The sequence below is a fragment of the Ensifer sp. MJa1 genome, assembly GCF_037026475.1.
Lineage (GTDB): Bacteria > Pseudomonadota > Alphaproteobacteria > Rhizobiales > Rhizobiaceae > Ensifer.
The window spans coordinates 63451-85579 of the sequence record NZ_JAKUMO010000025.1; the positions used below are offsets into that span (position 1 = coordinate 63451).

23 protein-coding genes are annotated in these 22129 nt (G+C 61.9%); 7 read left to right on the forward strand and 16 right to left on the reverse strand.

Annotation, left to right across the window (positions count from 1 at the left end):
- Position 1: 1 nt before the first annotated feature.
- From MKZ91_RS26345 to MKZ91_RS26360, 4 genes are read right to left on the reverse strand one after another with little or no spacing between them, the layout of a single operon-like run.
- Positions 2 to 1246, reverse strand: coding sequence for an O-antigen ligase family protein (locus tag MKZ91_RS26345; protein WP_336173994.1), 1245 nt, complete (start codon positions 1244 to 1246; stop codon positions 2 to 4).
- Positions 1243 to 2805: an undecaprenyl-phosphate glucose phosphotransferase gene (locus MKZ91_RS26350; protein ID WP_336173995.1), complete on the reverse strand. Its 1563-nt coding sequence runs from the start codon at positions 2803 to 2805 to the stop codon at positions 1243 to 1245. The genes MKZ91_RS26345 and MKZ91_RS26350 overlap by 4 nt, the downstream gene beginning before the upstream one ends.
- A gap of 59 nt (positions 2806 to 2864) precedes the next feature.
- Positions 2865 to 4037 (reverse strand): glycosyltransferase family 4 protein, encoded by a 1173-nt coding sequence (locus MKZ91_RS26355; RefSeq protein ID WP_336173997.1) that lies wholly within the window; start codon positions 4035 to 4037, stop codon positions 2865 to 2867.
- 5 nt (positions 4038 to 4042) lie between these two features.
- Entirely contained in the window at positions 4043 to 4618 is a 576-nt protein-coding gene (locus MKZ91_RS26360) for a polysaccharide biosynthesis/export family protein (protein ID WP_336173998.1), read from the reverse strand.
- 203 nt (positions 4619 to 4821) lie between these two features.
- Between MKZ91_RS26360 and MKZ91_RS26365 the strand changes: the two genes are divergently transcribed.
- Positions 4822 to 7020: a GumC family protein gene (locus tag MKZ91_RS26365; RefSeq protein WP_336173999.1), complete on the forward strand. Its 2199-nt coding sequence runs from the start codon at positions 4822 to 4824 to the stop codon at positions 7018 to 7020.
- 29 nt (positions 7021 to 7049) lie between these two features.
- Here the strand turns inward: MKZ91_RS26365 and MKZ91_RS26370 are convergent, their stop codons facing one another.
- The 3 genes from MKZ91_RS26370 to MKZ91_RS26380 form a co-directional block, all read right to left on the reverse strand.
- On the reverse strand, positions 7050 to 8294 hold the full coding sequence (locus MKZ91_RS26370; protein ID WP_442892354.1) for a GNAT family N-acetyltransferase: 1245 nt from the start codon (positions 8292 to 8294) through the stop codon (positions 7050 to 7052).
- Positions 8295 to 8448: 154 nt separating this feature from the next.
- A complete protein-coding gene (locus MKZ91_RS26375; RefSeq protein WP_336174000.1) occupies positions 8449 to 9189 on the reverse strand; it encodes a metallophosphoesterase family protein in 741 nt (246 codons plus the stop codon).
- A 29-nt stretch (positions 9190 to 9218) separates the two neighbouring features.
- Positions 9219 to 9431, reverse strand: coding sequence for a DUF2842 domain-containing protein (locus MKZ91_RS26380; RefSeq protein ID WP_034804246.1), 213 nt, complete (start codon positions 9429 to 9431; stop codon positions 9219 to 9221).
- Positions 9432 to 9603: 172 nt separating this feature from the next.
- On the opposite strand from MKZ91_RS26380, the gene MKZ91_RS26385 reads away from it, so the two are divergent.
- Complete coding sequence (locus MKZ91_RS26385; protein ID WP_336174001.1) at positions 9604 to 10707, forward strand: COX15/CtaA family protein; 1104 nt, start codon at positions 9604 to 9606, stop codon at positions 10705 to 10707.
- A gap of 77 nt (positions 10708 to 10784) precedes the next feature.
- On the opposite strand, the gene argC is transcribed toward MKZ91_RS26385, so the two are convergent.
- From argC to MKZ91_RS26400, 3 genes are all read right to left on the reverse strand, one after another.
- Complete coding sequence (argC, locus tag MKZ91_RS26390) at positions 10785 to 11717, reverse strand: N-acetyl-gamma-glutamyl-phosphate reductase (RefSeq protein ID WP_336174002.1); 933 nt, start codon at positions 11715 to 11717, stop codon at positions 10785 to 10787.
- A 210-nt stretch (positions 11718 to 11927) separates the two neighbouring features.
- Complete coding sequence (speB, locus tag MKZ91_RS26395) at positions 11928 to 12890, reverse strand: agmatinase (RefSeq protein ID WP_336174003.1); 963 nt, start codon at positions 12888 to 12890, stop codon at positions 11928 to 11930.
- Between the two features lie 125 nt (positions 12891 to 13015).
- Positions 13016 to 13807: a phenylalanine 4-monooxygenase gene (locus MKZ91_RS26400; RefSeq protein WP_336174004.1), complete on the reverse strand. Its 792-nt coding sequence runs from the start codon at positions 13805 to 13807 to the stop codon at positions 13016 to 13018.
- Positions 13808 to 13920: 113 nt separating this feature from the next.
- Between MKZ91_RS26400 and MKZ91_RS26405 the strand changes: the two genes are divergently transcribed.
- Positions 13921 to 14394 carry an Lrp/AsnC family transcriptional regulator gene (locus MKZ91_RS26405; protein WP_336174005.1) on the forward strand — a complete coding sequence of 158 codons (474 nt, stop codon included), beginning with the start codon at positions 13921 to 13923 and terminating at the stop codon, positions 14392 to 14394.
- A 35-nt stretch (positions 14395 to 14429) separates the two neighbouring features.
- Here the strand turns inward: MKZ91_RS26405 and MKZ91_RS26410 are convergent, their stop codons facing one another.
- The 4 genes from MKZ91_RS26410 to MKZ91_RS26425 form a co-directional block, all read right to left on the reverse strand.
- Positions 14430 to 14768: an antibiotic biosynthesis monooxygenase family protein gene (locus tag MKZ91_RS26410; RefSeq protein ID WP_336174006.1), complete on the reverse strand. Its 339-nt coding sequence runs from the start codon at positions 14766 to 14768 to the stop codon at positions 14430 to 14432.
- 108 nt (positions 14769 to 14876) lie between these two features.
- Positions 14877 to 15344: a 30S ribosomal protein S9 gene (rpsI, locus tag MKZ91_RS26415; RefSeq protein WP_336174007.1), complete on the reverse strand. Its 468-nt coding sequence runs from the start codon at positions 15342 to 15344 to the stop codon at positions 14877 to 14879.
- A gap of 2 nt (positions 15345 to 15346) precedes the next feature.
- Entirely contained in the window at positions 15347 to 15811 is a 465-nt protein-coding gene (gene rplM, locus MKZ91_RS26420; RefSeq protein ID WP_077961597.1) for a 50S ribosomal protein L13, read from the reverse strand.
- Positions 15812 to 16035: 224 nt separating this feature from the next.
- Positions 16036 to 16467 (reverse strand): PaaI family thioesterase, encoded by a 432-nt coding sequence (locus MKZ91_RS26425; protein WP_336174008.1) that lies wholly within the window; start codon positions 16465 to 16467, stop codon positions 16036 to 16038.
- 184 nt (positions 16468 to 16651) lie between these two features.
- Here MKZ91_RS26425 and MKZ91_RS26430 point away from each other — a divergent pair, with 184 nt between their 5' ends.
- Positions 16652 to 17473 (forward strand): enoyl-CoA hydratase, encoded by an 822-nt coding sequence (locus tag MKZ91_RS26430; RefSeq protein WP_336174009.1) that lies wholly within the window; start codon positions 16652 to 16654, stop codon positions 17471 to 17473.
- Between the two features lie 3 nt (positions 17474 to 17476).
- Here MKZ91_RS26430 and MKZ91_RS26435 read toward each other — a convergent pair whose 3' ends face one another.
- Positions 17477 to 18313 (reverse strand): DMT family transporter, encoded by an 837-nt coding sequence (locus tag MKZ91_RS26435; RefSeq protein ID WP_336174010.1) that lies wholly within the window; start codon positions 18311 to 18313, stop codon positions 17477 to 17479.
- A 178-nt stretch (positions 18314 to 18491) separates the two neighbouring features.
- On the opposite strand from MKZ91_RS26435, the gene MKZ91_RS26440 reads away from it, so the two are divergent.
- From MKZ91_RS26440 to MKZ91_RS26450, 3 genes are all read left to right on the forward strand, one after another.
- Complete coding sequence (locus tag MKZ91_RS26440) at positions 18492 to 18920, forward strand: CoA-binding protein (protein WP_336174011.1); 429 nt, start codon at positions 18492 to 18494, stop codon at positions 18918 to 18920.
- 201 nt (positions 18921 to 19121) lie between these two features.
- Entirely contained in the window at positions 19122 to 20405 is a 1284-nt protein-coding gene (locus tag MKZ91_RS26445; RefSeq protein ID WP_336174012.1) for an O-acetylhomoserine aminocarboxypropyltransferase, read from the forward strand.
- 43 nt (positions 20406 to 20448) lie between these two features.
- Positions 20449 to 20793: a cupin domain-containing protein gene (locus MKZ91_RS26450; RefSeq protein ID WP_336174013.1), complete on the forward strand. Its 345-nt coding sequence runs from the start codon at positions 20449 to 20451 to the stop codon at positions 20791 to 20793.
- 40 nt (positions 20794 to 20833) lie between these two features.
- Here the strand turns inward: MKZ91_RS26450 and MKZ91_RS26455 are convergent, their stop codons facing one another.
- Positions 20834 to 22072 carry a cytochrome P450 gene (locus MKZ91_RS26455; RefSeq protein ID WP_336174014.1) on the reverse strand — a complete coding sequence of 413 codons (1239 nt, stop codon included), beginning with the start codon at positions 22070 to 22072 and terminating at the stop codon, positions 20834 to 20836.
- Positions 22073 to 22129 lie beyond the last annotated feature (57 nt).

Here is a 22129-nt window from a genome sequence, read left to right on the forward strand (position 1 = left end):
ATCATGAGCTCCAGCGCACGCGCGCTTGCCGGCGATGGCGATATTCGAGGGCGGCGCATCCCCAGATGATGCCGAGCAGCAGATAGAAATGGCGCCAGTGATCGGTGTCAATGACGTTGCCGACGCCAACATGGCCGAGAGCCGCCACCCAGGCGATCATCAGATAGGTCTGCCACGGGCGATTGAGCAGCAGGAAACGGAAGCCAAGCGAAAGCGTCCAGATGGTGAGTGTCACGTAACTGATGAAACCGAGCCAGCCATAGGACGTCAGAGATTTCAGCCAGACATTGTGCTCGTCTTCCGGGAAGATAGTGCTGAAGACCATGGGGCCGATGCCGAGCGGTTTTTCCATCGACATCTGGAAGCCAAGCCGATGACGCTCGAAACGCCCGAGATGGCCCCCGTCATAGTCCTGTACCAGCTGCGAGCGGCTGGAAAACAACGTTGCCACCTGCTCGGATTGAAGGGCGACGAGCAGCGCACCAACGATCATCAGTCCACCGACGAGTGCGAGAACAAGGATCCTCAGACGAAACAGGCCGCTGCGTTCCTTGAGCAGCATGACGAAGACGAAGGTGACCACGCAGAAGAGGTTGAGCGCCCAGGCCGCACGCGAAAACGACAGGAAGACCCCGAGAGCCAGGATCAGCAGGGCGGCGATCTTCAGCGGCGCCTTCTGGATCGGCTGGGTGAGGATCCCGTGGATCAGATACATGGCCGGCACCGAGAGAAAGGGGCCGAACACGTTGGGATCCTGGAATGCGCCCTTGGCGCGGCCGTAGAGGGTGAAGCTTTCGGCACCCGGAACCGCGCCGAAATAGCCGAGAATGCCGAGGAGAGCGGTGATGACTGCAGCGCATGTCCAGGCATTGAAGATCAGACGCAGACGCTCGTGCCGGTCTTCGATGATGGCCGCATAAAACACCGATGACAGGGCGAGGAAGCCGGAGACCGCCATGTACATCGGGCCCTTGCTCAGGTCGACCATCACGGTCAGCGACAGCATGCCCCCCACCATGAACAGCGTCAGCAAGGTCAAAAGCGGGGCAATGTGCCGCGAGATCTTCAGTCCGAAGAGGGCCCAGAGACCGATAAGGGCGACCAGGAACAGTTCATAGGGCGCCGGCTCGAAAATGACGAAGCCGGAGAGAAACACGGCGAACGCCACGAGCCCGGAGCCAAGCAGCGAGAGCGCCGCAAGCTGGGGACGAGCGATCGGGAGCCGGCCTGTGTCGACGGTGCTCAATAGGCATTCTCTGTGTTGAGAAGCCGGAAAGGCGTCAGGAACAGGATCTTCAGGTCGAAGAGCAGCGACCAGTTTTCGATGTAGTAGAGGTCGAAGGCCGTGCGCAGGCGGATCTTCTCGTCATTGTCGATTTCGCCGCGCCAGCCGTTGATCTGGGCCCAGCCGGTGACGCCAGGCTTGACGCGGTGGCGGGCGAAGTAGCCCTCGACCACGTCGGAATAGGTACGGTTCTGCGTCTGGGCGAGCACGGCATGCGGGCGCGGTCCGACAAGCGACAGTTCGCCCTTCAGCACGTTGAAGATCTGGGGCAGTTCATCGATCGATGATTTGCGAATGAAACGGCCAACCGGGGTGACGCGGGGATCGCCCTTGGTGACGGCGTTGCGCGCCGTCGGGTCGCTCATGTGGGTATACATCGAGCGGAACTTGTAGACCTCGATCGTCTCATTGTTGAAGCCGTGCCGCTTCTGCTTGAAGATGATCGGCCCCGGCGAGGTGGCTTTGACCGCAATGGCAGCTCCCAGCATGATCGGCCACAACAGCACCAGGGCGACCAGGCTGAAGAGGATATCGAAGCCGCGCTTGGCCACCGAATCCCAGTCGGCGATCGGCTTGTCGAAGATGTCGAGCATCGGCACATCGCCGACGTGAGAATAGCTGCGCGGACGGAAACGCAGGTTGTTGGCATGGGCCGCAAGCCGGATGTCGACCGGCAGGATCCAGAGCTTCTTGAGAAGCTGCAGAATGCGCTTTTCTGCCGTCAGCGGCAGCGAAATGATCAGCATGTCGATGCGCGCAAGGCGTGCGAACTCCACGAGTTCGTCGACGGTGCCAAGCTTGGGATAGCCGGCAATGACGCTGGGTGAGCGGCGCTCGTCGCGATCGTCGAAAATCCCGCAGATCCGGATGTCGTTGTCCGCCTGGTGTTCGAGAGTGCGGATCAGATCCTTGGCAGGCTGGCCGCCGCCGACGACGACGGCGCGCCGTTCCATGGTGCCGTTGCGCGCCCAGTGGCGGATGGAATAGGCGATGAAGGCACGCTCGGCGAGGAGAAACAGAGCGCCACCAATGAACCAGCCGCCGAACCAGACGCGGGAATACTGGTGGCCGGATTTGAGGAAGAACAGGGCGATGGCGATGCCGCCGAAGGCGACGGCCCAGGCGGCGAGGATGCGCGGCATCACGCGCAGCCAGGCGCGCAGCGCCGGGATCTGGTAGGTGTCGGCGATCTGCATGGCGGCGACCGCCAGCGCCGAGCCGCCAACCAGGATGGCCAGATAGAGCGGCAGTTGATCAAAGCCCGGCTGGACATAGAGCGCGTTGATGGCATAGCCGATCGCAAAGAGCGCGCTGAACTCGAAGAGACGCATCAGCCCCATGATCATGGCGGGCGAATAGGTGTCGGCCCGGAACTGTTCGGCAATCTGGCGCGCCAGCGGGTTGAGTTCCGCGGCGGGCTCGTCGCTGGGGGTCTCGCCGGGCGCGCGGGCGCGAATTGCCGAAATCTTCTTGCGAAGCGTTTCGGGATCGAATGAACCCGGGCGATCAAACTTGTTCATGGCTGTCTTCCGGCGCTGAAGTCCCTCAGTCCGAATAGCAGAAAGCCACTAAGAAACGCTTACGTTGTGGGCAACACGCTATCCGCGGGCGGCTGGTAACGGCACAATTCCCGATAGAGCCTTAGCATATCGCCCGACATTACCGAAGCAGCGAATCGCGATTTGAAGGTGCTTGGATCCGGCATCACGCGCGCCGCCCAATCGTCTTCCGTGATCGCGCGGGCCATGATGGTGGCCAATGACTGGGCGTCGGCCGGTTCGGCGAGTGCCGCGCTGTCGCGCCCCAGTATTTCTGGGATGCCGCCGACACGGCTGGCGATGACGGGTTTTCGCGCCGCGAGCGCCTCAAGAACGATGTAGGGCATAGATTCGGCGCGTGAGGGCACGACGACGTTGCGCGCCAGTGTGAAAGCCTCGCGCGTCTTCATGGCCGGCTGCATCTTGATGCGGCGGCTCAGTCCCTGCTGCAGCATCAGTTCGCCATATTCCTGCTGTTGCGGACCATCGCCGATCATCAGGGCCGAGAGTGGTCGTCCGACGAGCCGTTCCGTGCGTGCGAAGGCGTCCACAAACAAATCGGGACCCTTCAGGTCCCGCATCATGCCGATATAGAGGAAGTCGACGGCGTCGGGCCGGGGCACCACGACCTCGAACTCGCCATCCTCTACGCCGTTGTAGATCAGTTCGTGCCGGACACTCGGTTTGCCGACCTTGGAGTAATAGGTCTGGCGTTCGAAATCGCAGACGAAGACGAGCGCGTCGGCGAGCCGTCCCTGAATCCTCTCCAGCGCGAAGACGATCGGTCCGATCAGCGAGCGGCGGCGGTAGTGCAGGCTACCTCCGTGTGGTGAATAGAGGCGGGCTACGCGATACCTGTTGACCCGCAAGGCTGAACCGATGAGACGAGCGATGGCGCCACCCTTGGCGCCGTGCCCATGCAGCACATCCGGTTGCAAACTTCTGATTTCCTTATAGCCGCGCCACAGGGCGGCAAAATCCGACGGTCCGACCGAGCGATGGATCGGCATGCGCACGAGGCCGAGCGCGAGATAGGGCCGGATCTCGTCGAACAGAGCATCTTCGTAGCTGCCCCCGGTGGTGCTGTCGCAGAGGATGCCGACCTCGTGGCCGGCGCTGGCGTGCGCCTCGGCAAGGTCGCGCACATGGCGGAAGATCCCGCCGACGGGCGACCTGAAACAGTGAATGATGCGCAGGGGACGCTGTTGCTGCATTGAGATCAGAACAGACGTTCGCGGACATAGATCGTGTCGCCGGCAAGCACGGCGTCGGTGATCGGCACCCGGCCGGTGATGATGCGGCCGTTGATCTTCCGGGTAATGTCGGCGTTGGACTGGTTGGCGCGCGGCGAGAAGCCGCCGGCAACAGCGATGGCGTTCTGCACGGTCATGCCCGGCACATAGGCATACTGGCCAGCCTGGCCGACTTCGCCCATGATGAACACGGAACGATAACGGTCGACCTCGATGGTGACGTCGGGATCGCGCAGGTAGCCTTGCTTCAGCTTGGCGGCGATCATGCCTTCGAGCTCGGGCAGGGTCTTGCCACGCGAGGCGATCGTGCCGATCAGCGGAAAGGCGACATACCCGGCCTGGTCGACCGTATAGGTGCCGCTGAGGCCCGCCTGTTCGAAGACGTTGATGCGAAGTCGATCGCCGCTGTCGAGGCGATAGGGCTGGATGGTCGCTTCGCTGAAGGCTTTCGGCGCCGGCTGGTAGCTCGTGCAGCCGCCGAGCAACATCGACAGCGCTGCCGCCGTGATCGCGAGACCCGTCTTGATAGCTGCGGTTGACATGCGGTTCATAGGCTCCGGAAACGACCAGCTTTGCAGACGTTATCGATCCGTTAGGGTTAATAGCCGGTAAACTCGCGGTAGAAATTTCCAGGGTAAGCGGTGCAGCAGGGGAAGATACAGCACCCGGAAGTTGATGATATTAACCCTTGCGTTACCATGTTCGTTTACCGTCCGGCGAGATATGAAGGTGCGGAGCCAGTGGCATGTCGGGACGCGACAGCGGACAGCAGGATGTGGAAATCGACCTCGGCGGCCTGTTCCGTGCTGTCTGGGATCGGCGCGTCAAGGTGTTGCTGGCAACGGCCTGCGTCACGGCGCTAGCCTTCGGCGCGGCAAAGATGATTGCCCCGGACTACCAGAGCGAAACCCGCGTCCTGATCGAATCGCGTGAGCCGGAATTCAGCGGTTCCAACCAGGCTCCGCAGGCCGGTGCCGATCGTGTCTTTGATGAATCCGGCATCCTCAGCCAGGTGCAGGTCCTGCGCTCTGCCGATCTGATCAAGCAGGTCGCACGCAACATGAAGCTCTACGAGCTGAAGGAATTCGACCCGTCGGCGGCACCCTCGGCGCTTTCCGACCTGCTCGTCATGCTCGGCCTGAGGAAGAACCCGCTGGAACTGCCGCCTGAGGAGCGGGTGCTCAACGAGTTCAATTCGAAGCTCCAGGTCTATCAGGTGGAGAAGTCGCGAGTGATCGCGATCGCGTTTACCTCCAAGGATCCGAAGCTCGCCGCTGCCGTCCCCAACGAAATGGCAAAGGTTTTCCTCGCGCTGCAGAGCGGCGCCAAGCTCGACACCAATTCCGAGGCGACCCGCTGGCTCGAGCCGGAGATCGCCAACCTGCGCGAAAAGGTGCGGGACGCGGAGGCGAAGGTGGCCGCCTATCGCGCGTCTTCAGATCTCCTGCCGACCGGAGAAACGACGAATTTCGCAACGCGGCAACTGACGGACATCTCGACCGAACTGACGCGGGTGCGCGGCGAACGCGCCAATGCCGAAGCCCGCGCCGCCGGCGTACGATCGGCGCTTGCGAGCGGCCGGGCGCCGGACACCATTACCGATGTCGTCGCTTCACAGATGATCCAGCGGTTGAAGGAGACCGAAGCGAACCTGCAGGCGCAGGTCGCCGATCTCTCAACGACCCTGCTCGACGGCCATCCACGCCTCAAGGCCCTGAAGTCACAACTCGAAGGCATCCGGGGGCAGATCCGCACCGAGACGCGCAAGATCCTGACGAGCCTCGAAAACGAGGCGAAGGTCGGCGAACTGCGTGAACAGCAGCTCACCCAGCAGCTCAACGCCGTGAAAGCCCAGTCCGCTCAGGCGGGCGAGGAAGAGGTCGGATTGCGCGCGCTGGAGCGCGAAGCAACGGCGCAGCGACAGTTGCTGGAAACCTATCTTGCGCGCTACCGGGAGGCGACCTCGCGAACCGTGGAAAACGCCACACCCGCCGATGCGCGGGTGATTTCGACCGCCGTCGTGCCGAACAATGCGAGCTTCCCGAAGGTGCTGCCGATCACCATCGTCGCCGCCTTTGCGACCTTCCTTTTGAGCTGCGTCGCCATCATGTTGAGCGAGCTCTTCAGTGGTCGCGCCCTGAGGCCGGTTTCGGAAGCCGGCGAGCGGCTCCCGGTGCGCTCGCGACCGGCGATCGCAGCAAGCGTTGCGGAGACCGACCTCGACGCGCCCGATAGCGCAGTGGAGTCGGTGCCCATGGAAAGCGAGGTTGCCAAATTCCTGGCGGCTGACGACGCACCGGGCGACGATGTGGGCGCCGCCGGTGATGCGGCGATTGCCGAACCGCGCGAAGCCGACTTCTCGATCGAGGCCGTTGCCGAGCACCTGCGCGCCACGGGCGTGCGCGTAGCGATATCCGTTTCACCGGGCGGCGATGAAGGCTCGACTGCGACGGTGATGCTCGCGCGCCTGCTCGCCGAAGGTGACCAGAAGGTGGTTCTGATCGATCTGACGGGCTCGGCCTGCCCGACGCGGCTGATGGCGCGTTCGGCACAGCTCCCCGGTATCACCAACCTTCTGGCGGGGGAGGTGCCGTTCACCGACACGATCCACGCCGACCGCTTTTCCGATGCGCATATCATCCCGCAGGGTGACGCCGATCCGCGCCAGGCGATGCGTGGTATCGAGCGGCTGAAGATGATCATCGATGCCCTGACGAACGCCTACGACCTTGTCCTGGTCGAGTGCGGCCCGGCAGACGAAATGGCCGTCGAAAAGATTGCCGGCCGTGACAGTGCAGAGATCATCCTCTCTGCGCCGTCGATCAGCGACGAACGCATTGTCGAGGTGCTAACAGGTTTCGGAGAAGCCGGGTACCGTGACATCGTGCTGATGACCGGACAGGCCGAGACAGACCCGGACTATCCGGATCGTGACGCGGCCTAGAGAAGCCTGTATTCCTCGATGACGGCTTTTCAGTCGGCGCTGTCGTGCGCGTTCACCGTCCCCTGTTGCCGTCGTCTTGCGCGCTGAATGCGGGCGTAGATGGCCTTGTTGGCCTTCACTGCCGTTTTCGCGCGCACGACAAGGCGGTGTCGGAGCGCCGCAAGCTGGCCGGCAAGTGTGATCGGCAACACGATATCGCGCAGCGGTGTTTCGATCGTGCACCAGGACCGTTTGTAGGCTTGATCGCCGACACCGAAATCGAACAGACGCACCCCTTGCGACGAGAGACGTTCGATCATTCGGTAGAACAACAATTCTCCCGGGCTTGCATCGCCGGCCAACGCCTCGTCGATCGAGCCGAACTGGCAGATGACGTGATCCGCCTTTCGCGATAGCCCCGCGACGGCGGCGACCCTTCCGTCATTGTCTCCCGTAAGGCGGATCGCGTTCAATTCCATGAGTTCCGCGCCGTCGCCCTGTTGCGCGGCCAGTGCCTGGAAAAATGCCTGAGTCTCGGCCTGCTGGAACACGTCGGGCAGACCAAGCGTCTCGAAGCGCGTTGCCTTCTGGCGGAAAAATGTGTCGAGCAACGACGAAGCCTCATCGGCCGAGCGCGAAATCACGTAGTCGTAGCCGCCCATTGCGGCGAGCCTCCGTTCGGAGATTCGCATCTTCTTGCGACGACGTTTGGCGTTGATCTGCGCCAATGTCAGTTGAATGCTGCCGAGGAGGGGGAGCTGAAACGACGCGTTCTGGTTGGCGATGCTCGAAAGGGTAGCGAACGGGCTCGCATCGCCGCGCCATTCGCCTGGGATCTTGTCGAGCATGACGACATCCGCCAGTCCGCTCAGGGCCGAGCGAATTTCCGCAGCCAGTCCCTTGGCGAGCGCAGGTGTCATGACCGACGAGGCGTCGGCGGCAAAGAGGCCCGTGTTGAGGTTGCTGTGTTCCGTTCCGATCAGGCGCGCGATTCTGGATAGGCGCCCGCGTTCCAGTTCCAGGGGCAGAATGAGCAGCAGCACGCCGTCGAGCGTCACCCGCAGCACCAGCAATTCGCTTTGATGTGTCGCGACCCAGGCTCGGCACCAGTCATAGGCATGATGCAGCGAATTGGCGCCAACACCGTCGAGTGTCCGCCATTCGGTCTCCAGCGGTTCCATCTTGCGATGAACCGAAATCTCGAAGCGGCCGGTGGCAGCGCTCGGCTCGGCACGCAGGGACGCGTGCGCGCGGCGGTCGCCGGAGCCGTCCATGGGGAGATCCGAGTTCGTCATAGAAGCTGCCATCCGGTCCCTGTTGCAGAGCGATTGAACTGCAAGCTCGCTACGATCCGTTTAATTCGGGACTACTTATCAAGATGACCGAGAACAACCGGCGAATGCGGTTAGCAAAGCGTGAAGCAGTGCTGACGGACCCGGCTTGCGCGCGCTAGCCGAGGAAGCCCGTCGCCAGAGCCTGTGCCCATTCCTGACGGTTGCGGCTCTCGGCGAGTTGCGACATCGCCATCCAATCATAGGGAACGTGGCGGAAATTAACGTTCCAGCCTTCTGCCGCCTGTTCGACGATCGCGTAGCGGGCATCGGGTGAGCCCGCCTCGACCTTGTGCGGCACCGGCTGGTCGTCGTCATAGCCGGGGCAGCCGACGCTGCCGGGATTGACCACAAGGCGGCCGTCAGAAAGGCGAACGACGCGCTGGATATGCGTGTGTCCGCACAGGATCACCGGATAGTCGATGCCGACTGCCTCCGCCTCGATTGCCGGGCGGGTGGCCATATGGACGGTGCCTTCAGCCGTCAAAGCCTCGAGCCAATAGGTCTCGTCGCTTGTCGGCGTCGCATGGCAGAGGAAGAACGTGTCGTTGTAGACGTGGGCCACGGGCAGGGTGGTCAGCCATTCGCGGTGCGCCGGCTGCAATTGTTCGTAAGCTGCCCGATCGGACAGCCCCATTTCGTGCGGATCGACGGTCAGGAGATAGCGGTCGTGATTGCCTCGGATCGAGAGGATTGCCCGCTCGATGAGGATGTCGGCGGTCCGGGCGGCATTGAGCGGGCCGCTCAGGTGGTCGCCGAGATTGACGATGTCCGTGACCCCCAGAGCATCGATGTCGGCGAGCACGGCTTCGAGCGCGAGATCGTTGCCATGGATATCAGCAATGACCGCAAGTCTCATGGGCGTCTCTCCTGTTCCGTGCCAGCGGATCAGCGATCCTTGGCCGGCTTTTCCATCCATTTGATGATCAGCATGGCCGGCAAGATCCAGAGCAGGCCGGTAAAGAAGAAGTAGGCGAGATGCACGTACCACGGTGCAGCACCGAGCAACAGTGATGCAAAGGTGACGGCGGCCAGCGCATAAACGACGACGAGGATGATGATCAGGATCGTGCCGATCAGCTTTCTGAGACGTACGGGCATTTCATTTCTTTCACAGGTGCCGAATGCGTGCGGACGGGCCGCGACCGCATGCCGCAAAGGTTTCGGCCTTGTTTTGCATGCCGCTCTGGTGCAAATCAACGGCTTTCCTGAAGGTGCGACCGTTGATCCGTCCGGTCACACCACCGAACCCTGCGATATCAGAGGGACAATGATGGCCGGCGTCGAATTGGCGACAGAACAGATGCTCCGAAGCGAGATCAGCAAGACCGACCGCAACCGTCGGCAAATTCGCGGCTGGCTTGCCGTCGTGCTTTTTACGCTGTTTGCACTGGTGCTCGTCGGTGGCGCCACGCGGCTGACCGAATCGGGCCTGTCAATTACGGAATGGAAGCCGATCCACGGCGTCATCCCGCCGCTTTCGGCCGCCGAATGGGAAGAAGAGTTCCAGCTCTACCAACGCATCCCGCAATACCAGCAGATGAACAGCGGCATGACAGTCGACGAGTTCAAGACCATCTTCTGGTGGGAGTGGGCGCACCGGCTGCTGGCGCGCACCATCGGGTTGATCTTCGCACTGCCGCTCGCCTTCTTCTGGTTCACCGGTCGGGTGGAGCGCAAGCTGCGGATGCCGCTTCTCGGCATTCTCGCGCTCGGAGGATTTCAAGGGTTCATCGGCTGGTGGATGGTGTCTTCCGGTCTCATTGAACGGACCGAAGTCAGCCAGTACCGGCTGGCGACTCATCTCGTCATCGCCTGTCTGATCTTTGCCTCTTGCATGTGGATTTTCCGCGGGCTCAGTCCGCATTCGAACGAGGCGGCACCCACGGACCGTTCGCGCAAGATGGCCATGATCATCGCCATCTTCAGCCTGTTCCAGATCTATCTCGGCGCGCTGGTCGCCGGTCTCGATGCCGGCTTCAGCTACAACACCTGGCCGCTGATGGATGGCGCGATCATCCCGCAGGACCTGTTCCTGCAGCAGCCCTGGTGGATCAACCTGTTCGAGAACCCGAAGACAGTACAGTTCGTCCACCGCATCGGCGCCTATGTGCTGTTCGCCTTCGCGCTGATGCACATGATCGCTTCCTTGAGGGCAGCACCCGAGACCACCCACGCGCGACGCTCGGTGCTTCTGTTCCTGCTCGTCTGTGCCCAAGCCGTGATCGGTATCACCACGCTTGTCATGCAGGTGCCGATCGGCTGGGGCGTGGCGCATCAGGGCGGCGCGCTCGTCGTGCTCGGATTTGCCATCGCCCACTGGCGCGGTTTCTACGGCGAATATCCTCGGCCGACGTCGATCGAGCTGCGCGACTGACATTCGAAAATGCATGAAAAACAAAAGACCCCGGCGAGCCGATCGCCGGGGTCTTTTGTTTTTCAGATGATCGGGGGTCAGGCCGACAGCATCAGGTCCATGTTCTGGACGGCAGCACCGGAAGCGCCCTTGCCGAGATTGTCGAGCAGGGCGACGAGGTTGACGTGATTGCCGCCGCTGGTGCCGAAGGCGAAGAGCTTCATCGTGTCCTTGCCGGCAAGCTCGGTCGCGTCGATGCGGGCAGCCTTCTCGCTCGTCGCAAGCGGTACGACCTCGACGATCGACTGGCCGGCATAGTGTTCGACGAGAGCCGCATGGATCGTCTCGAGCGTCGCGCCTGCGGCGAGGTCCTCAAGGTAGAGCGGGACCTGGACGATCATGCCCTGCGCGAACTTGCCGACCGATGGGGCAAAGACCGGGGCGCGGTCGAGCAGGCCGTGCATCTTCATCTCGGGCACGTGCTTGTGCTTGAGCGTCAGGCCGTAGAGGAAGTGCGGCGCGCTGATATGCTCCGGATTGGTTTCGTCTTCCATCTGCGCGATCATCTGCTTGCCGCCGCCTGTGTAGCCGGAGACCGCGTTTACCGTGACCGGATAGCCATCCGGCAGGATGCCGGCCTGGCGCAGCGGCCGGATCACGCCGATGGCGCCGGTCGGATAGCAGCCGGGATTGGCGACATGGCGCGCGTCGCGGATCTTTGCCGGCTGGGCATTGTCCATTTCGGCAAAACCATAGGCCCAGTCCGGCGCGATCCGGTGCGCAGTCGAGGTGTCGATGATGCGCACCTTGTTGTTGCCGGAGACCATCGAAACCGCCTCGCGCGAGGCGTCATCCGGCAGGCACAGGATGGCGATGTCGGCCTCGTTCAGGAGATCTTCGCGCATCGCGGCGTTGCGTCGTTCCGCTTCCGGGATGGAAAGCAGTTCGAGATCGCTACGGCCAGCCATGCGGGTGCGGATCTGCAAGCCCGTGGTGCCGTGTTCGCCATCGATGAAGATCTTCGGTTTCATGATTTTCCCATTCTTTCAGGTCGTTTGTTGCGCAGGCTGCGGATGGAAAACCGCGGACATTTTTCCTCATCCTGCCAGTCGGTTACGGATCGTTCCGGAATCAGTCTGGCATAGAATTGAATCATTTTCTCAACGGGGCGGCGGACCACCGCCAGTTCGGTCATTTTCTATATAAGCAGCCGTCTCTGCTCGCAACGGCATGTCTATCCCTCAGCGAAGCGGCGCGCGCTCGGCAAGCTTCTCCGCGTGCAGGCCCAACATGTACATGGCGACCGTCGCGCCGGCGATTGCCGTGACGTCGGCATGGTCGTAGGCGGGCGCGACTTCGACGACATCGCTGCCGACTACCGTCAGCGCGCCGAGCTTGCGCAGCACCGAGAGGATCTTGGCGCTCGACGGGCCGCCGGCGACCGGTGTGCCGGTGCCGGGTGCGTGGGCCGGGTCGAGGCAGTCGATGTCGAACGTCAGGTAGGCCTTGCGCTCGCCGACCTGCCGGATGATCGTCTCGGCAATGTCGGTCGCACTCATCTCCTCGACATCGTAGCCATAGAGAATGCGAATGCCGCAATCCTCGGGCGCATGGGTGCGGATGCCGATCTGGATCGACGCGTCGGTGTCGATCAGTCCTTCGCGTGCGGCGCGGCCGACGAAGGAGCCGTGATCGATGCGGCCGCGCTCATCCGACCAGGTATCCTGGTGGGCATCGAACTGCACGAGGGCGAGGGGGCCGTGGATGGCGGCATGCGCCTTGAGGATCGGGTAGGTGACGAAGTGATCGCCGCCAAGTGTCTGCAGATAAGCACCGCTCTTGATGATCTTCGCCGCCTCGCGCTCGATCGTCGCCGGTGTCTTCTGATGATTGCCGTAGTCGAGCAGGCAATCGCCGTAGTCGATTGTCGCCATATGGGCAAAGAGGTCGCGCTCGAAGGGATATTGCGGATCGTTGTCGAAGATGGCCGATGCGCGGCGGATTGCCTGCGGCCCAAAGCGGGCGCCAGGGCGGTTCGACGTGGCGGCGTCGAAAGGGATGCCCCAGACGACGGCGTCGACGTCCTTCAACTGCTTGGAGTATTTGCGCCGCATGAAGGAGAGGATGCCGGCATGCGTCGGGTCCGACGCTGCCGACGTCAGTGAACGCGCCGTCAGCGCATGATCGATCGTCCTGTTGGCCATGTCCCGCCTCTGCTTCGCAGCGGGATGGGCAGCCGTGTGCCCTTGGCCCGCATTAACCTGTGGTGGCGAGACGTTGGACAATCGTTGCCGGCAAGGCAAGGCCCTGCCGGCAGAATATTCCATGGTTACGAGGCCTTGGCCTCGTAGGTCGGAGCGAAGTCGCCGAGCGCCTTCGCTTCGGTGATCCGCGCGGCGATATCCTCTTCGATGATCGCTTCCAACTGGGCGAAACTGTCGATCACGTAGTAGATCGGCTGGACGATATCGATCCGATACGGGGTGCGCAGCACGGTCATCAGGTCGAACGGCCGGAACTCTACACCTGGAGTTTCCATGGCGTTGCGCGTCTCGTTCGGCGAGGAAACGATACCGGCACCGTAGCAGCGGCGGCCCTTCGGCGTGTTGATCAGGCCGAACTCGACGGTGAACCAGAAGATCCGGAAGAGATGCCAGGAATAGCCCTTGCCGAGCGAGACCGCCTTCTCGCCGAAACGGCGGACGAAATTGGCGTAACTCTGGTTGGTCAAGAGCGGACAATGGCCGAAGACTTCGTGGAAGATGTCGGGCTCTTCAATGTAGTCGATGTGTTCGCGGCGGCGGATGAAGGTTGCGAGCGGAAACTTTCCCTCAGACAGAAGCTCATAGAAACGGGACGGCGGAATGAGGGCGGGAACGCCTTCGACACCAAAGCCCGTTGTCTCGGCCAGGCGGCGGTTGACGTCTTTGAGCTGCGGCACGTGGTGTGGCCCGAGGTCGAGGGTACGTGCGCCTTCCAGATACTCGTCGCAGGCCTTGTCGGCGAGGAGCTTCATCTGCCGCTGATAAAGCTCGCCCCAGATGGCATCCTCTTTTGGGGTGTAAAGATAGGTCCCGTCCGGTTCCGGCAGCCTGGCGGTGTATGTACTCTCTTTCGTCATGACGTCTCCTCATTCGTCAGAACAACTCTCCTGTTGCAATTGTATCGCGGATCGCGTGAGTATTTGTTCCACAGTTGCCAGGTGGAGGCCTTATGGCGGGAGGAAATTCCGGTATGCCGTCTGATGTGAAAGAAAATCTTCAGCCCGTTCGAAAGCTGCTCAGGCTGATTCAGGCCGACAGCGGCCAGTCGCTCTCCGACCTCGCCGAAAGGGCCGGCATGTCGCAGAGTTCCGCCTGGCGACGGCTACAGGAACTGGAGACGGAGGGCGTCATCCGCAAGCGTGTAGCGCTGCTCGATCCGGCCAAACTGGATCTGAAACTCTGCATCATCGCGCATGTGACGCTGGAGGATCACCACGACGAGGCGATCGCCGCCTTCTCGGCGGTGGTGCGCGACCGGCCGGAAATCATGGAATGTTATGCGCTGTCAGGCACCTTCGATTACATGCTGAAGATCCGTGCCAACGACGTCGAAAGCTACGACGCCTTCATGACGCGCTATCTCATGCGCAACCCGCATGTGCGCACCGTCGTTTCGAGCTTCGTCCTGCGAGAGCTCAAGTCGACGACGGAATTGCCGATCTGAAGCGTTGCGAAGGTGCAATCGCAAGGCCGAGCCGACTAGGTACGTTCGAAACCGTACTGGCGTTCGATCTTGCCGACGCGCACCTGGTAGTCTTCGTACCAGCGCTCGCGTCCAAGCCGTTGGGCGGCCAGGTGCCGGACGTCGCTTTTCCACGCGGCGATGCTCTCTTCGTTCGCCCAATAGGAATTGGTGATGCCGAAGCCGTCGGTACCGCGCACGCTTTCGAGGCCGAGAAAGCCCGGTTGCTCACGCGCGAGCCTCTCCATTTCCGTGCCCATGTTGTCGTAGCCGTGGTCACCGGCGGTTCGATGCGAAGAGAAGGTGACGATGTAATAGGGTGGCTCAGGGGTCTTGGCGACGGACGGGTTTGCCATGGGATGCCTCGGGAGTGTCGGCGTTGTGGTGCTGTCGATTCGGGTGGCACCATAACAAAAAAAGGCGGAGCATAGCCCCGCCTTTCCAAGTGTCGCAGTTGGAAGCGATTAACGCTTCGAGAACTGGAACGAACGACGTGCCTTCGCACGGCCGTACTTCTTACGCTCGACCACGCGGCTGTCGCGGGTGAGGAAGCCACCGCGCTTCAGAACGGAGCGCAGGCCCGGTTCGAAGTAGGTGAGTGCCTTGGAGATGCCGTGACGAACGGCACCGGCTTGGCCGGAAAGACCACCGCCAGCAACGGTCGCGTCGATGTCGAACTGGCCGTCACGGGCAGCTGCGACGATCGGCTGCTGCAGGATCATCTGCAGAACCGGACGGGCGAAGTAGTCCGAATAGGACTTGCCGTTGATGGTGATCTTGCCGGTGCCCGGCTTGACCCATACGCGGGCGACAGCGTCCTTACGCTTGCCGGTCGCGTAGGAGCGACCCTGGGCGTCGACCTTCTTGACGTGAACCGGAGCAGCCGGTTCCGCGGTCGTGGCGATGTCCTTGAGAGCGGAAAGGTCAGCCATTATCAGGCGCTCCTTGTGTTCTTGCTGTTCAGCTTGGCGACGTCGAGGACGGTCGGCTGCTGTGCTTCATGCGGGTGGTTGGCGCCTGCGTAAACGCGCAGGTTCTTCATCTGGCGACGGCCGAGCGGGCCGCGCGGAACCATGCGCTCGACGGCCTTCTCGATGACGCGCTCCGGGAAGCGGCCTTCGATGATCTGGCGCGCAGTGCGCTCCTTGATGCCGCCGGGGTAGCCGGTGTGCCAGTAGTACTTCTTGTCGGTGTACTTCTTGCCCGTCAGAACTGCCTTCTCGGCGTTGATGACGATGACGTTGTCGCCGTCGTCAACATGCGGGGTGAAGGTAGCTTTGTGCTTGCCGCGCAGGCGGTTTGCGATGAGGGAAGCGAGGCGACCAACAACGAGGCCTTCGGCATCGATGATGATCCACTTCTTCTCCACCTCTGCAGGCTTCTGAACGAAGGTTGCCATATCAAAACTCTTTCTTTGGACCCGAGCGGCGAACCGCTGGGCGTTTCTTGTTGCTTGGTTTTGCCCGGTTTCCCGGACAAAAGAGAAAGCGGCCCGTAAGGACCGCGATCTGCGGCAGCTTATACGCAAGTGCGAAATAAGCGTCAAGAATACGATATCCTCCGAGTGGAAATAAAAACTAGCAAAAACAATATGTTATGTATGTGGTGTTTTGTTACCACAAATTAGCGCGGTGGAATCGAATAGGTGGCGGTCGCATGCGCGACGAGATCGTCGTCGCCGACCTTGACGATCGAGGCGTCGAGAACCGCCAGTCGCTTGCCGAGTTTGAGGATCCGGCAGGTGCATTCCAGTGGCTCCGGTTCGGGCTTGCGCAGGAAGTTGATGTTGAGATTGGTGGTGACCGCAAGTGCTACCGGACCGATATGGGCAATCAGCGCGATATAGGCGGAAACGTCGGCGAGGGCGAAGAGGGAAGGGCCGGAAACGGTACCGCCAGGACGGATATGCCGCTCATTCGGATCGAGCCGCATGGTGGCAAAGCCGCGGCCAACTGCCGTCACATGAAAGACCTTGCCGTCTGTGTGGACCTGCGGGAAGTCGGTGTCGAGAAAGCGGTTGAGTTCGTCGACGGTCATGATCGGTTCGATGGTCATGCGGCCTGCATCCTCTGAGATTATCGGTCGTTACCTGAAACCGGCCGGCCGCCAGACGCAAGGCGGAAAAAGGTCTTAGGTGGAATGCTTGGCCCGACTGCCTTGTCGGCTTGCATGGCAAACGCGACCGGCGTACCACCGAAGCGAATTCAAGCCCAAACCGAATTCAAGCAAGGAGAAGAAGATGGCCGACGTCGTATCGTTCAGGAAGGAAGAGCCGAACGGCTTGCTTTTGCGGGAACGGTCTGGACCGGTTTTGCGGCTGACGCTGAACAATCCGCCGGGCAATGTGCTTTCGATCGCGATGATGGAGGCGCTGCACGCGGAATTCGATGCGGTGTCCGCCTTGAACGATATCAAGGTCGTCGTGCTTTCAGCGACTGGCAAGCTGTTTTCGGCCGGCCACGATCTCAAGGAGATGACGGCCCGTCGCGAGGACGACGACCGGGGCCGGGCGTTCTTCGAAAGAACGATCCGCCTGTGCGCCGACCTGATGCTGAAGATCAACCGGCTGCCGCAGGCGGTCATCGCCGAGATCGACGGGCTTGCCACGGCAGCCGGCTGCCAGCTTGTCGCAAGCTGTGACCTGGCGATCTGCACCGACAGCTCCACCTTCTGCACGCCCGGCGTCAACATCGGCCTCTTCTGCTCGACACCAATGGTGGCGCTGTCGCGCGCGGCACACCGCAAGCAGGCGATGGAGATGCTGCTCACCGGCGAGACCATCGACGCCTCGACCGCCAAGGATTTCGGCCTCGTCAACCGCATCGTGCCGCAGCAATACCTGCGCCAGGTCGTGGACAAGTACGCCGCCGTGATCGCCTCGAAATCGCCGCAGGCGCTGAAGATCGGCAAGGAAGCCTTCTATCGCCAGGCGGAGATGGATCTGCCTGAGGCCTATGACTATGCCGTCGGCGTCATGGTCGAGAACATGCTGGCGCGCGATGCCGAGGATGGCATCGGTGCGTTCCTCGGCAAGCGCATGCCTGAATGGAAAGACGACTGACGATCAGGCCAGCTTCAAAAGCAGTGCGCCGAGCGCGATGACGCAGGCAGCCGCGATGCGCCAGATGCTGACCGGCTCCTTGAGGAACACGACCGAGATCACCACCGCAAACAGGATCGACGTCTCGCGGAGCGCTGCCACCGTGGCAACCGGCGCCTTTGTCATTGCCCAGAGCGCCAGGCCATAGGCGCCGATCGATCCCGCGCCCCCGATCAGGCCCCGCCACCAGTTCTTGTAGACATGGCGGGCGACCGGTTTGACGCCGCGCCGGGCGAAAGCCCAGGCAAAGAGCAGAACCGGCGGCAACAGCGCCATCCACAGCGTGTAGGAGATCGCATTGCCCGAGATGCGGGCGCCAATGCCGTCGACAAAGGTGTAGCTGGCGATGACGCAGGCGTTGAGGAGCGCCAGCACGATTGCGTGTTTGCCGCCTTTTCGCGACTCGAAGGCAAGCGTCAGCACGCCGGCCGAGATCGTCAGGATGCCGATCATCGTGCCGAAGGTGAGTTGTTCGCCGATCAGCGCCCCACTGGTCATCGCGACGATCAGAGGCGCGGCCCCACGCATCAAAGGATAGACGAGACCGATATCGCCCGCACGATAAGAGGCGGCGACGAGCTGGAAATAGGCGAATTGGAACAGCGCCGAAACCAGAATGTAAGGCCAGGCTTCCGGCTTCGGCAGGGGAACCAGTGGCAGGAACGGGATCGCAACTACCGCCGCACCAAGCGCGATCATCGCCGCATCAAGGGATTTTTCCGAGCCTGCCTTGACGAGCGCATTCCAGGTCGCGTGCAACAACGCCCCGAAAAGGACGAGCGCAATGACTTCTAAGGGCAAGATTGAACCTCGGGAATGATGTGGCCGGCTTTATGACGCTTGTCGCGCCGCTTGCCTGCAATTGCAACCGGAAATCCGGCGCGGGACCGCGTCACGTCGTTGTTGGCAGGGCCAGTTGACTTGCCGAGCACCGCCATCATTATACGCCTGTTTAATTAGAACGGATCCGAAGCCCTCGATGAACCACGACGACTATCCCGACTTTTACCTCACGGACATCCTGCGCGAGACCAAGACGATCGCCCTTGTCGGCGCCTCGCCGAATGCCGAGAGGCCGAGCCATCGGGTCATGGCGTTCCTTTTGCGAAAAGGCTATCGGGTGATCCCGATCAATCCCGGACATATCGGCAAGTCGATCCATGGGCAGACCGTGGTCGGAAGGCTTGCCGATGTCAGGGAGCCGATCGACATGGTCGATGTCTTTCGCGCGGCCGACGCCCTTCCGGCGCTGGTCGACGAGATCCTGGCGCTGGAGACCCTTCCCAAAGCGATCTGGGGGCAACTTTCCGTGCGTCATGATGGTGCGGCGGCAAAGGCTGAGGCTGCCGGGATCAAGGTGGTCATGGATCGTTGTCCGGCGATCGAGTATCCACGCCTGATCGGCTGACCCCGGACTGCGGCGGAGCCGCTCCTTCGCAACCATCGGTTTTGAAAATTCTCCTTTGACCCTGTGCTTCGCCTCTGGAATAGTGCCGCAGCCTGCGCACCAAGCTGCGGGCATCGACCGCGGATCACGCACAAATTCAAAGTGATAGCGCTCTTGCACGCATTCGGGACGCGGGCGGCGCTCTCGTCATGGGAGGAATGAATGGCGAAGGAAAATCCTGGTTTCAGCACGCTCGCGATCCACGCCGGAGCGCAACCCGATCCAACCACGGGTGCACGGGCGACGCCGATCTACCAGACGACCAGCTTCGTCTTCAACGACACCGATCACGCCGCGGCACTCTTCGGCCTCCAGCAATTCGGCAACATCTACACTCGCATCATGAACCCGACGCAGGCGGTGCTCGAAGAGCGCATTGCAGCGCTTGAAGGCGGTACCGCAGCACTCGCGGTCGCATCGGGCCACGCAGCCCAGCTTCTCGTCTTCCACACGATCATGCGCCCGGGCGACAATTTCATTGCGGCCAATCGGCTCTATGGCGGCTCGGTCAACCAGTTCGGCCACGCCTTCAAATCCTTTGACTGGCAGGTGCGCTGGGCCGATCCGAGCGATACGGCCGCGTTCGAAGACAAGATCGACGGGCGCACCAAGGCGATCTTCATCGAGAGTCTTGCCAATCCCGGCGGCACCTTCGTCGACATTGCCGCGATCGCCGAGGTCGCCCGCAAGCATGGGCTGCCGCTGATCGTCGACAACACCATGGCCACGCCCTATCTGTTGCGGCCACTGGAGCATGGCGCCGACATCGTCGTGCATTCGCTGACGAAATTCATCGGCGGCCACGGCAATTCCATGGGCGGCGTCATCGTCGACGGCGGCACCTTCGACTGGTCGAAGTCGGGCAAGTACCCGATGCTGTCGGAGCCGCGCCCGGAATATGCCGGCGTCGTGTTGCACCAGACCTTTGGCAACATTGCCTTCGCGATTGCCGCGCGCGTTCTGGGCCTGCGCGACTTCGGCCCGGCAATCTCGCCGTTCAACGCCTTCATGCTCGCGACCGGTTCGGAGACCCTGCCGCTGCGCATGCAGCGCCATTGCGACAATGCGCTCGCAGTCGCCACGTGGTTGAAGACGAACGACAAGGTTTCGTGGGTCAACTATGCCGGGCTTGAGGATGATCCCAACCATGCGCTGCAGCAGCGTTATTCGCCAAAGGGGGCCGGTGCCGTCTTCACCTTCGGCCTAAAGGGCGGCTACGAGGCGGGCAAGCGCTTCGTCGAGGGGCTGGAAATGTTCTCGCATCTGGCGAACATTGGCGACACGCGCTCGCTCGTCATTCACCCGGCCTCGACCACCCATCGCCAGTTGACGCCTGAGCAGCAGGTGGCAGCGGGCGCCGGTCCTGATGTCGTGCGCCTGTCGGTCGGCATTGAGGATGTTTCCGACATCATCGCCGACCTTGAGCAGTCGCTGGCGAAACTCTGAAAGACGAAGGCGGAGGCTGAGGCCTCCCGACAAAGGTGCCAAAATGACCAAATTGCAGAAGTTCGATTTGTCTTCCGTCGAACCGGAAGAGGGCACACCCGCCGCCGACCGGCTGATTTCCGGCGCGCCGCAATTTCGCACCTGGAACCTGGAGGAGGCCGATGGCGGCCTCTATGCCGGCGTGTGGGAATCTACGCCAGGCAAGTGGCGGATCGTCTACGAGGAATGGGAGTATTTCCACATCCTGTCCGGTTACTCGATCGTCACGCAGGACGGCGGCGAGGCGGCGCATTTGCGCGCCGGCGACAGCATGGTGCTGCGCCCGGGCTTCGAAGGTACCTGGGAGGTCGTCGAGACGACGCGCAAGGACTACGTCATCCGCCTGTGATCCGTCCGGGCACCGAAGACTTGGTGGCCTTCCGTGCTCATCACCAGGCGAGATCGAGGCGTTCCAGGCCGTGGAAGTGGAATGCGTCCTTCACCTCGGGCTCGGCCTTCAGCCGCATGTTCGGCAGCCGCTGAAACAGGATCGGCAGCGATAGCTTGAGCTCCAGCCGGGCAAGTGGCGCGCCGATGCAGAAATGCAGGCCGGCACCGAAGGAGACATTGGCACCTTCGTCGCGCGTTGGCCGGAACGTGTTCGGGTCACTGAACTTCTTGGGGTCGACGTTTGCCGCCCCGAGCAACAGGCCGATCTTGTCGCCCTTTCGAAGGGAAATGCCCTCTTCGAGTTCGACATCCGATAGCGCATAGCGCTGGAAGATATGCAGCGGTGCCGCAAAACGCAGGCATTCCTCGACCGTCAGCTCCGTCGTCGCTTCGGTGGCGAACAGGTCTTTCGCAGAGAGCCCGGATTGCAGGATCGTTTTCACGGCATTGCCGATCTGATGCACCGTTGCCTCGTGACCGGCATTGAGGAGGAGGGCGGTGGTCGAGACCAACTCCGCCTCGGAAAGCCGCTCGCCGTCTTTCTCCGACGTGATCATGTGCGTCAGCAGGTCGTCGGCGGGAGCGCGGCGCTTCTCGGCGATGATGCCTCTCAAATAGGCCGCGAACTCGGCGGATGCCTCGTTGGCGTCCAGTTCCGTCTCGTAGCTCGGATTGAAGACATACATCCTGACCATGCGGTGCGACCAGTCGAGAAGGTCGGACGCCGCCTCCACGGGTATGCCGAGCATGCGGGCGATGATCGTGACCGGGATGGTCTCGGCATAGGCCTGGAGCAGTTCGACCCCGTCGTCCATCTCGAAACCGTCGATGAGGGCATGTGACAATTGTTCGATGTCTGGTTTCAGCTGCTCGATCTGCCGTGAAACGAAGGCCCGATTGACGAGCGTGCGCAGGCGCGTGTGCGCCGGTGGCTCGAGTTCCAGCAGGGAATAGGCTTCGAGCGCGTCGAAATCCGCCAAATGCGGCTTCGGCGCCGGCATGCCGAGCTCTTCGCGCGTCGCGACGTGCAAGATCTGCCGGCCGAAGCGCCGGTCACGCAGCAGCACATTTACCTGCTCGTAGCCTGCGAAATACCATTGCTGCCGCTCGACCCAGTAGAAGGACGGGCAATGCGCGTGGATCTCGGCATAGGCCGCAAGCGGATCGCGATAGAAAGCCGGGTCGCGGGTGTTAAGGCAAACGCGGCGTTGGGCGCTGTCAATGGAGATCGCCGGCATGGCAAAGGCTCTTCGCAATACTTCAACAGTGCCTTTCTAGGGGAGTTCGGGTTCAAC

Excerpts from the sequence above, each read along its gene's own strand:
- MKZ91_RS26350 (WP_336173995.1), bottom strand. The coding sequence starts at position 2,805 with ATGAACAAGTTTGATCGCCCGGGTTCATTCGATCCCGAAACGCTTCGC.
- MKZ91_RS26355 (WP_336173997.1), bottom strand. The coding sequence starts at position 4,037 with ATGCAGCAACAGCGTCCCCTGCGCATCATTCACTGTTTCAGGTCGCCC.
- MKZ91_RS26360 (WP_336173998.1), bottom strand. The coding sequence starts at position 4,618 with ATGTCAACCGCAGCTATCAAGACGGGTCTCGCGATCACGGCGGCAGCG.
- MKZ91_RS26365 (WP_336173999.1), top strand. The coding sequence starts at position 4,822 with ATGTCGGGACGCGACAGCGGACAGCAGGATGTGGAAATCGACCTCGGC.
- MKZ91_RS26370 (WP_442892354.1), bottom strand. The coding sequence starts at position 8,294 with ATGACGAACTCGGATCTCCCCATGGACGGCTCCGGCGACCGCCGCGCG.
- MKZ91_RS26375 (WP_336174000.1), bottom strand. The coding sequence starts at position 9,189 with ATGAGACTTGCGGTCATTGCTGATATCCATGGCAACGATCTCGCGCTC.
- MKZ91_RS26380 (WP_034804246.1), bottom strand. The coding sequence starts at position 9,431 with ATGCCCGTACGTCTCAGAAAGCTGATCGGCACGATCCTGATCATCATC.
- MKZ91_RS26385 (WP_336174001.1), top strand. The coding sequence starts at position 9,604 with ATGGCCGGCGTCGAATTGGCGACAGAACAGATGCTCCGAAGCGAGATC.
- argC (WP_336174002.1), bottom strand. The coding sequence starts at position 11,717 with ATGAAACCGAAGATCTTCATCGATGGCGAACACGGCACCACGGGCTTG.
- speB (WP_336174003.1), bottom strand. The coding sequence starts at position 12,890 with ATGGCCAACAGGACGATCGATCATGCGCTGACGGCGCGTTCACTGACG.
- MKZ91_RS26400 (WP_336174004.1), bottom strand. The coding sequence starts at position 13,807 with ATGACGAAAGAGAGTACATACACCGCCAGGCTGCCGGAACCGGACGGG.
- MKZ91_RS26405 (WP_336174005.1), top strand. The coding sequence starts at position 13,921 with ATGCCGTCTGATGTGAAAGAAAATCTTCAGCCCGTTCGAAAGCTGCTC.
- MKZ91_RS26410 (WP_336174006.1), bottom strand. The coding sequence starts at position 14,768 with ATGGCAAACCCGTCCGTCGCCAAGACCCCTGAGCCACCCTATTACATC.
- rpsI (WP_336174007.1), bottom strand. The coding sequence starts at position 15,344 with ATGGCTGACCTTTCCGCTCTCAAGGACATCGCCACGACCGCGGAACCG.
- rplM (WP_077961597.1), bottom strand. The coding sequence starts at position 15,811 with ATGGCAACCTTCGTTCAGAAGCCTGCAGAGGTGGAGAAGAAGTGGATC.
- MKZ91_RS26425 (WP_336174008.1), bottom strand. The coding sequence starts at position 16,467 with ATGACCATCGAACCGATCATGACCGTCGACGAACTCAACCGCTTTCTC.
- MKZ91_RS26430 (WP_336174009.1), top strand. The coding sequence starts at position 16,652 with ATGGCCGACGTCGTATCGTTCAGGAAGGAAGAGCCGAACGGCTTGCTT.
- MKZ91_RS26440 (WP_336174011.1), top strand. The coding sequence starts at position 18,492 with ATGAACCACGACGACTATCCCGACTTTTACCTCACGGACATCCTGCGC.
- MKZ91_RS26445 (WP_336174012.1), top strand. The coding sequence starts at position 19,122 with ATGGCGAAGGAAAATCCTGGTTTCAGCACGCTCGCGATCCACGCCGGA.
- MKZ91_RS26450 (WP_336174013.1), top strand. The coding sequence starts at position 20,449 with ATGACCAAATTGCAGAAGTTCGATTTGTCTTCCGTCGAACCGGAAGAG.
- MKZ91_RS26455 (WP_336174014.1), bottom strand. The coding sequence starts at position 22,072 with ATGCCGGCGATCTCCATTGACAGCGCCCAACGCCGCGTTTGCCTTAAC.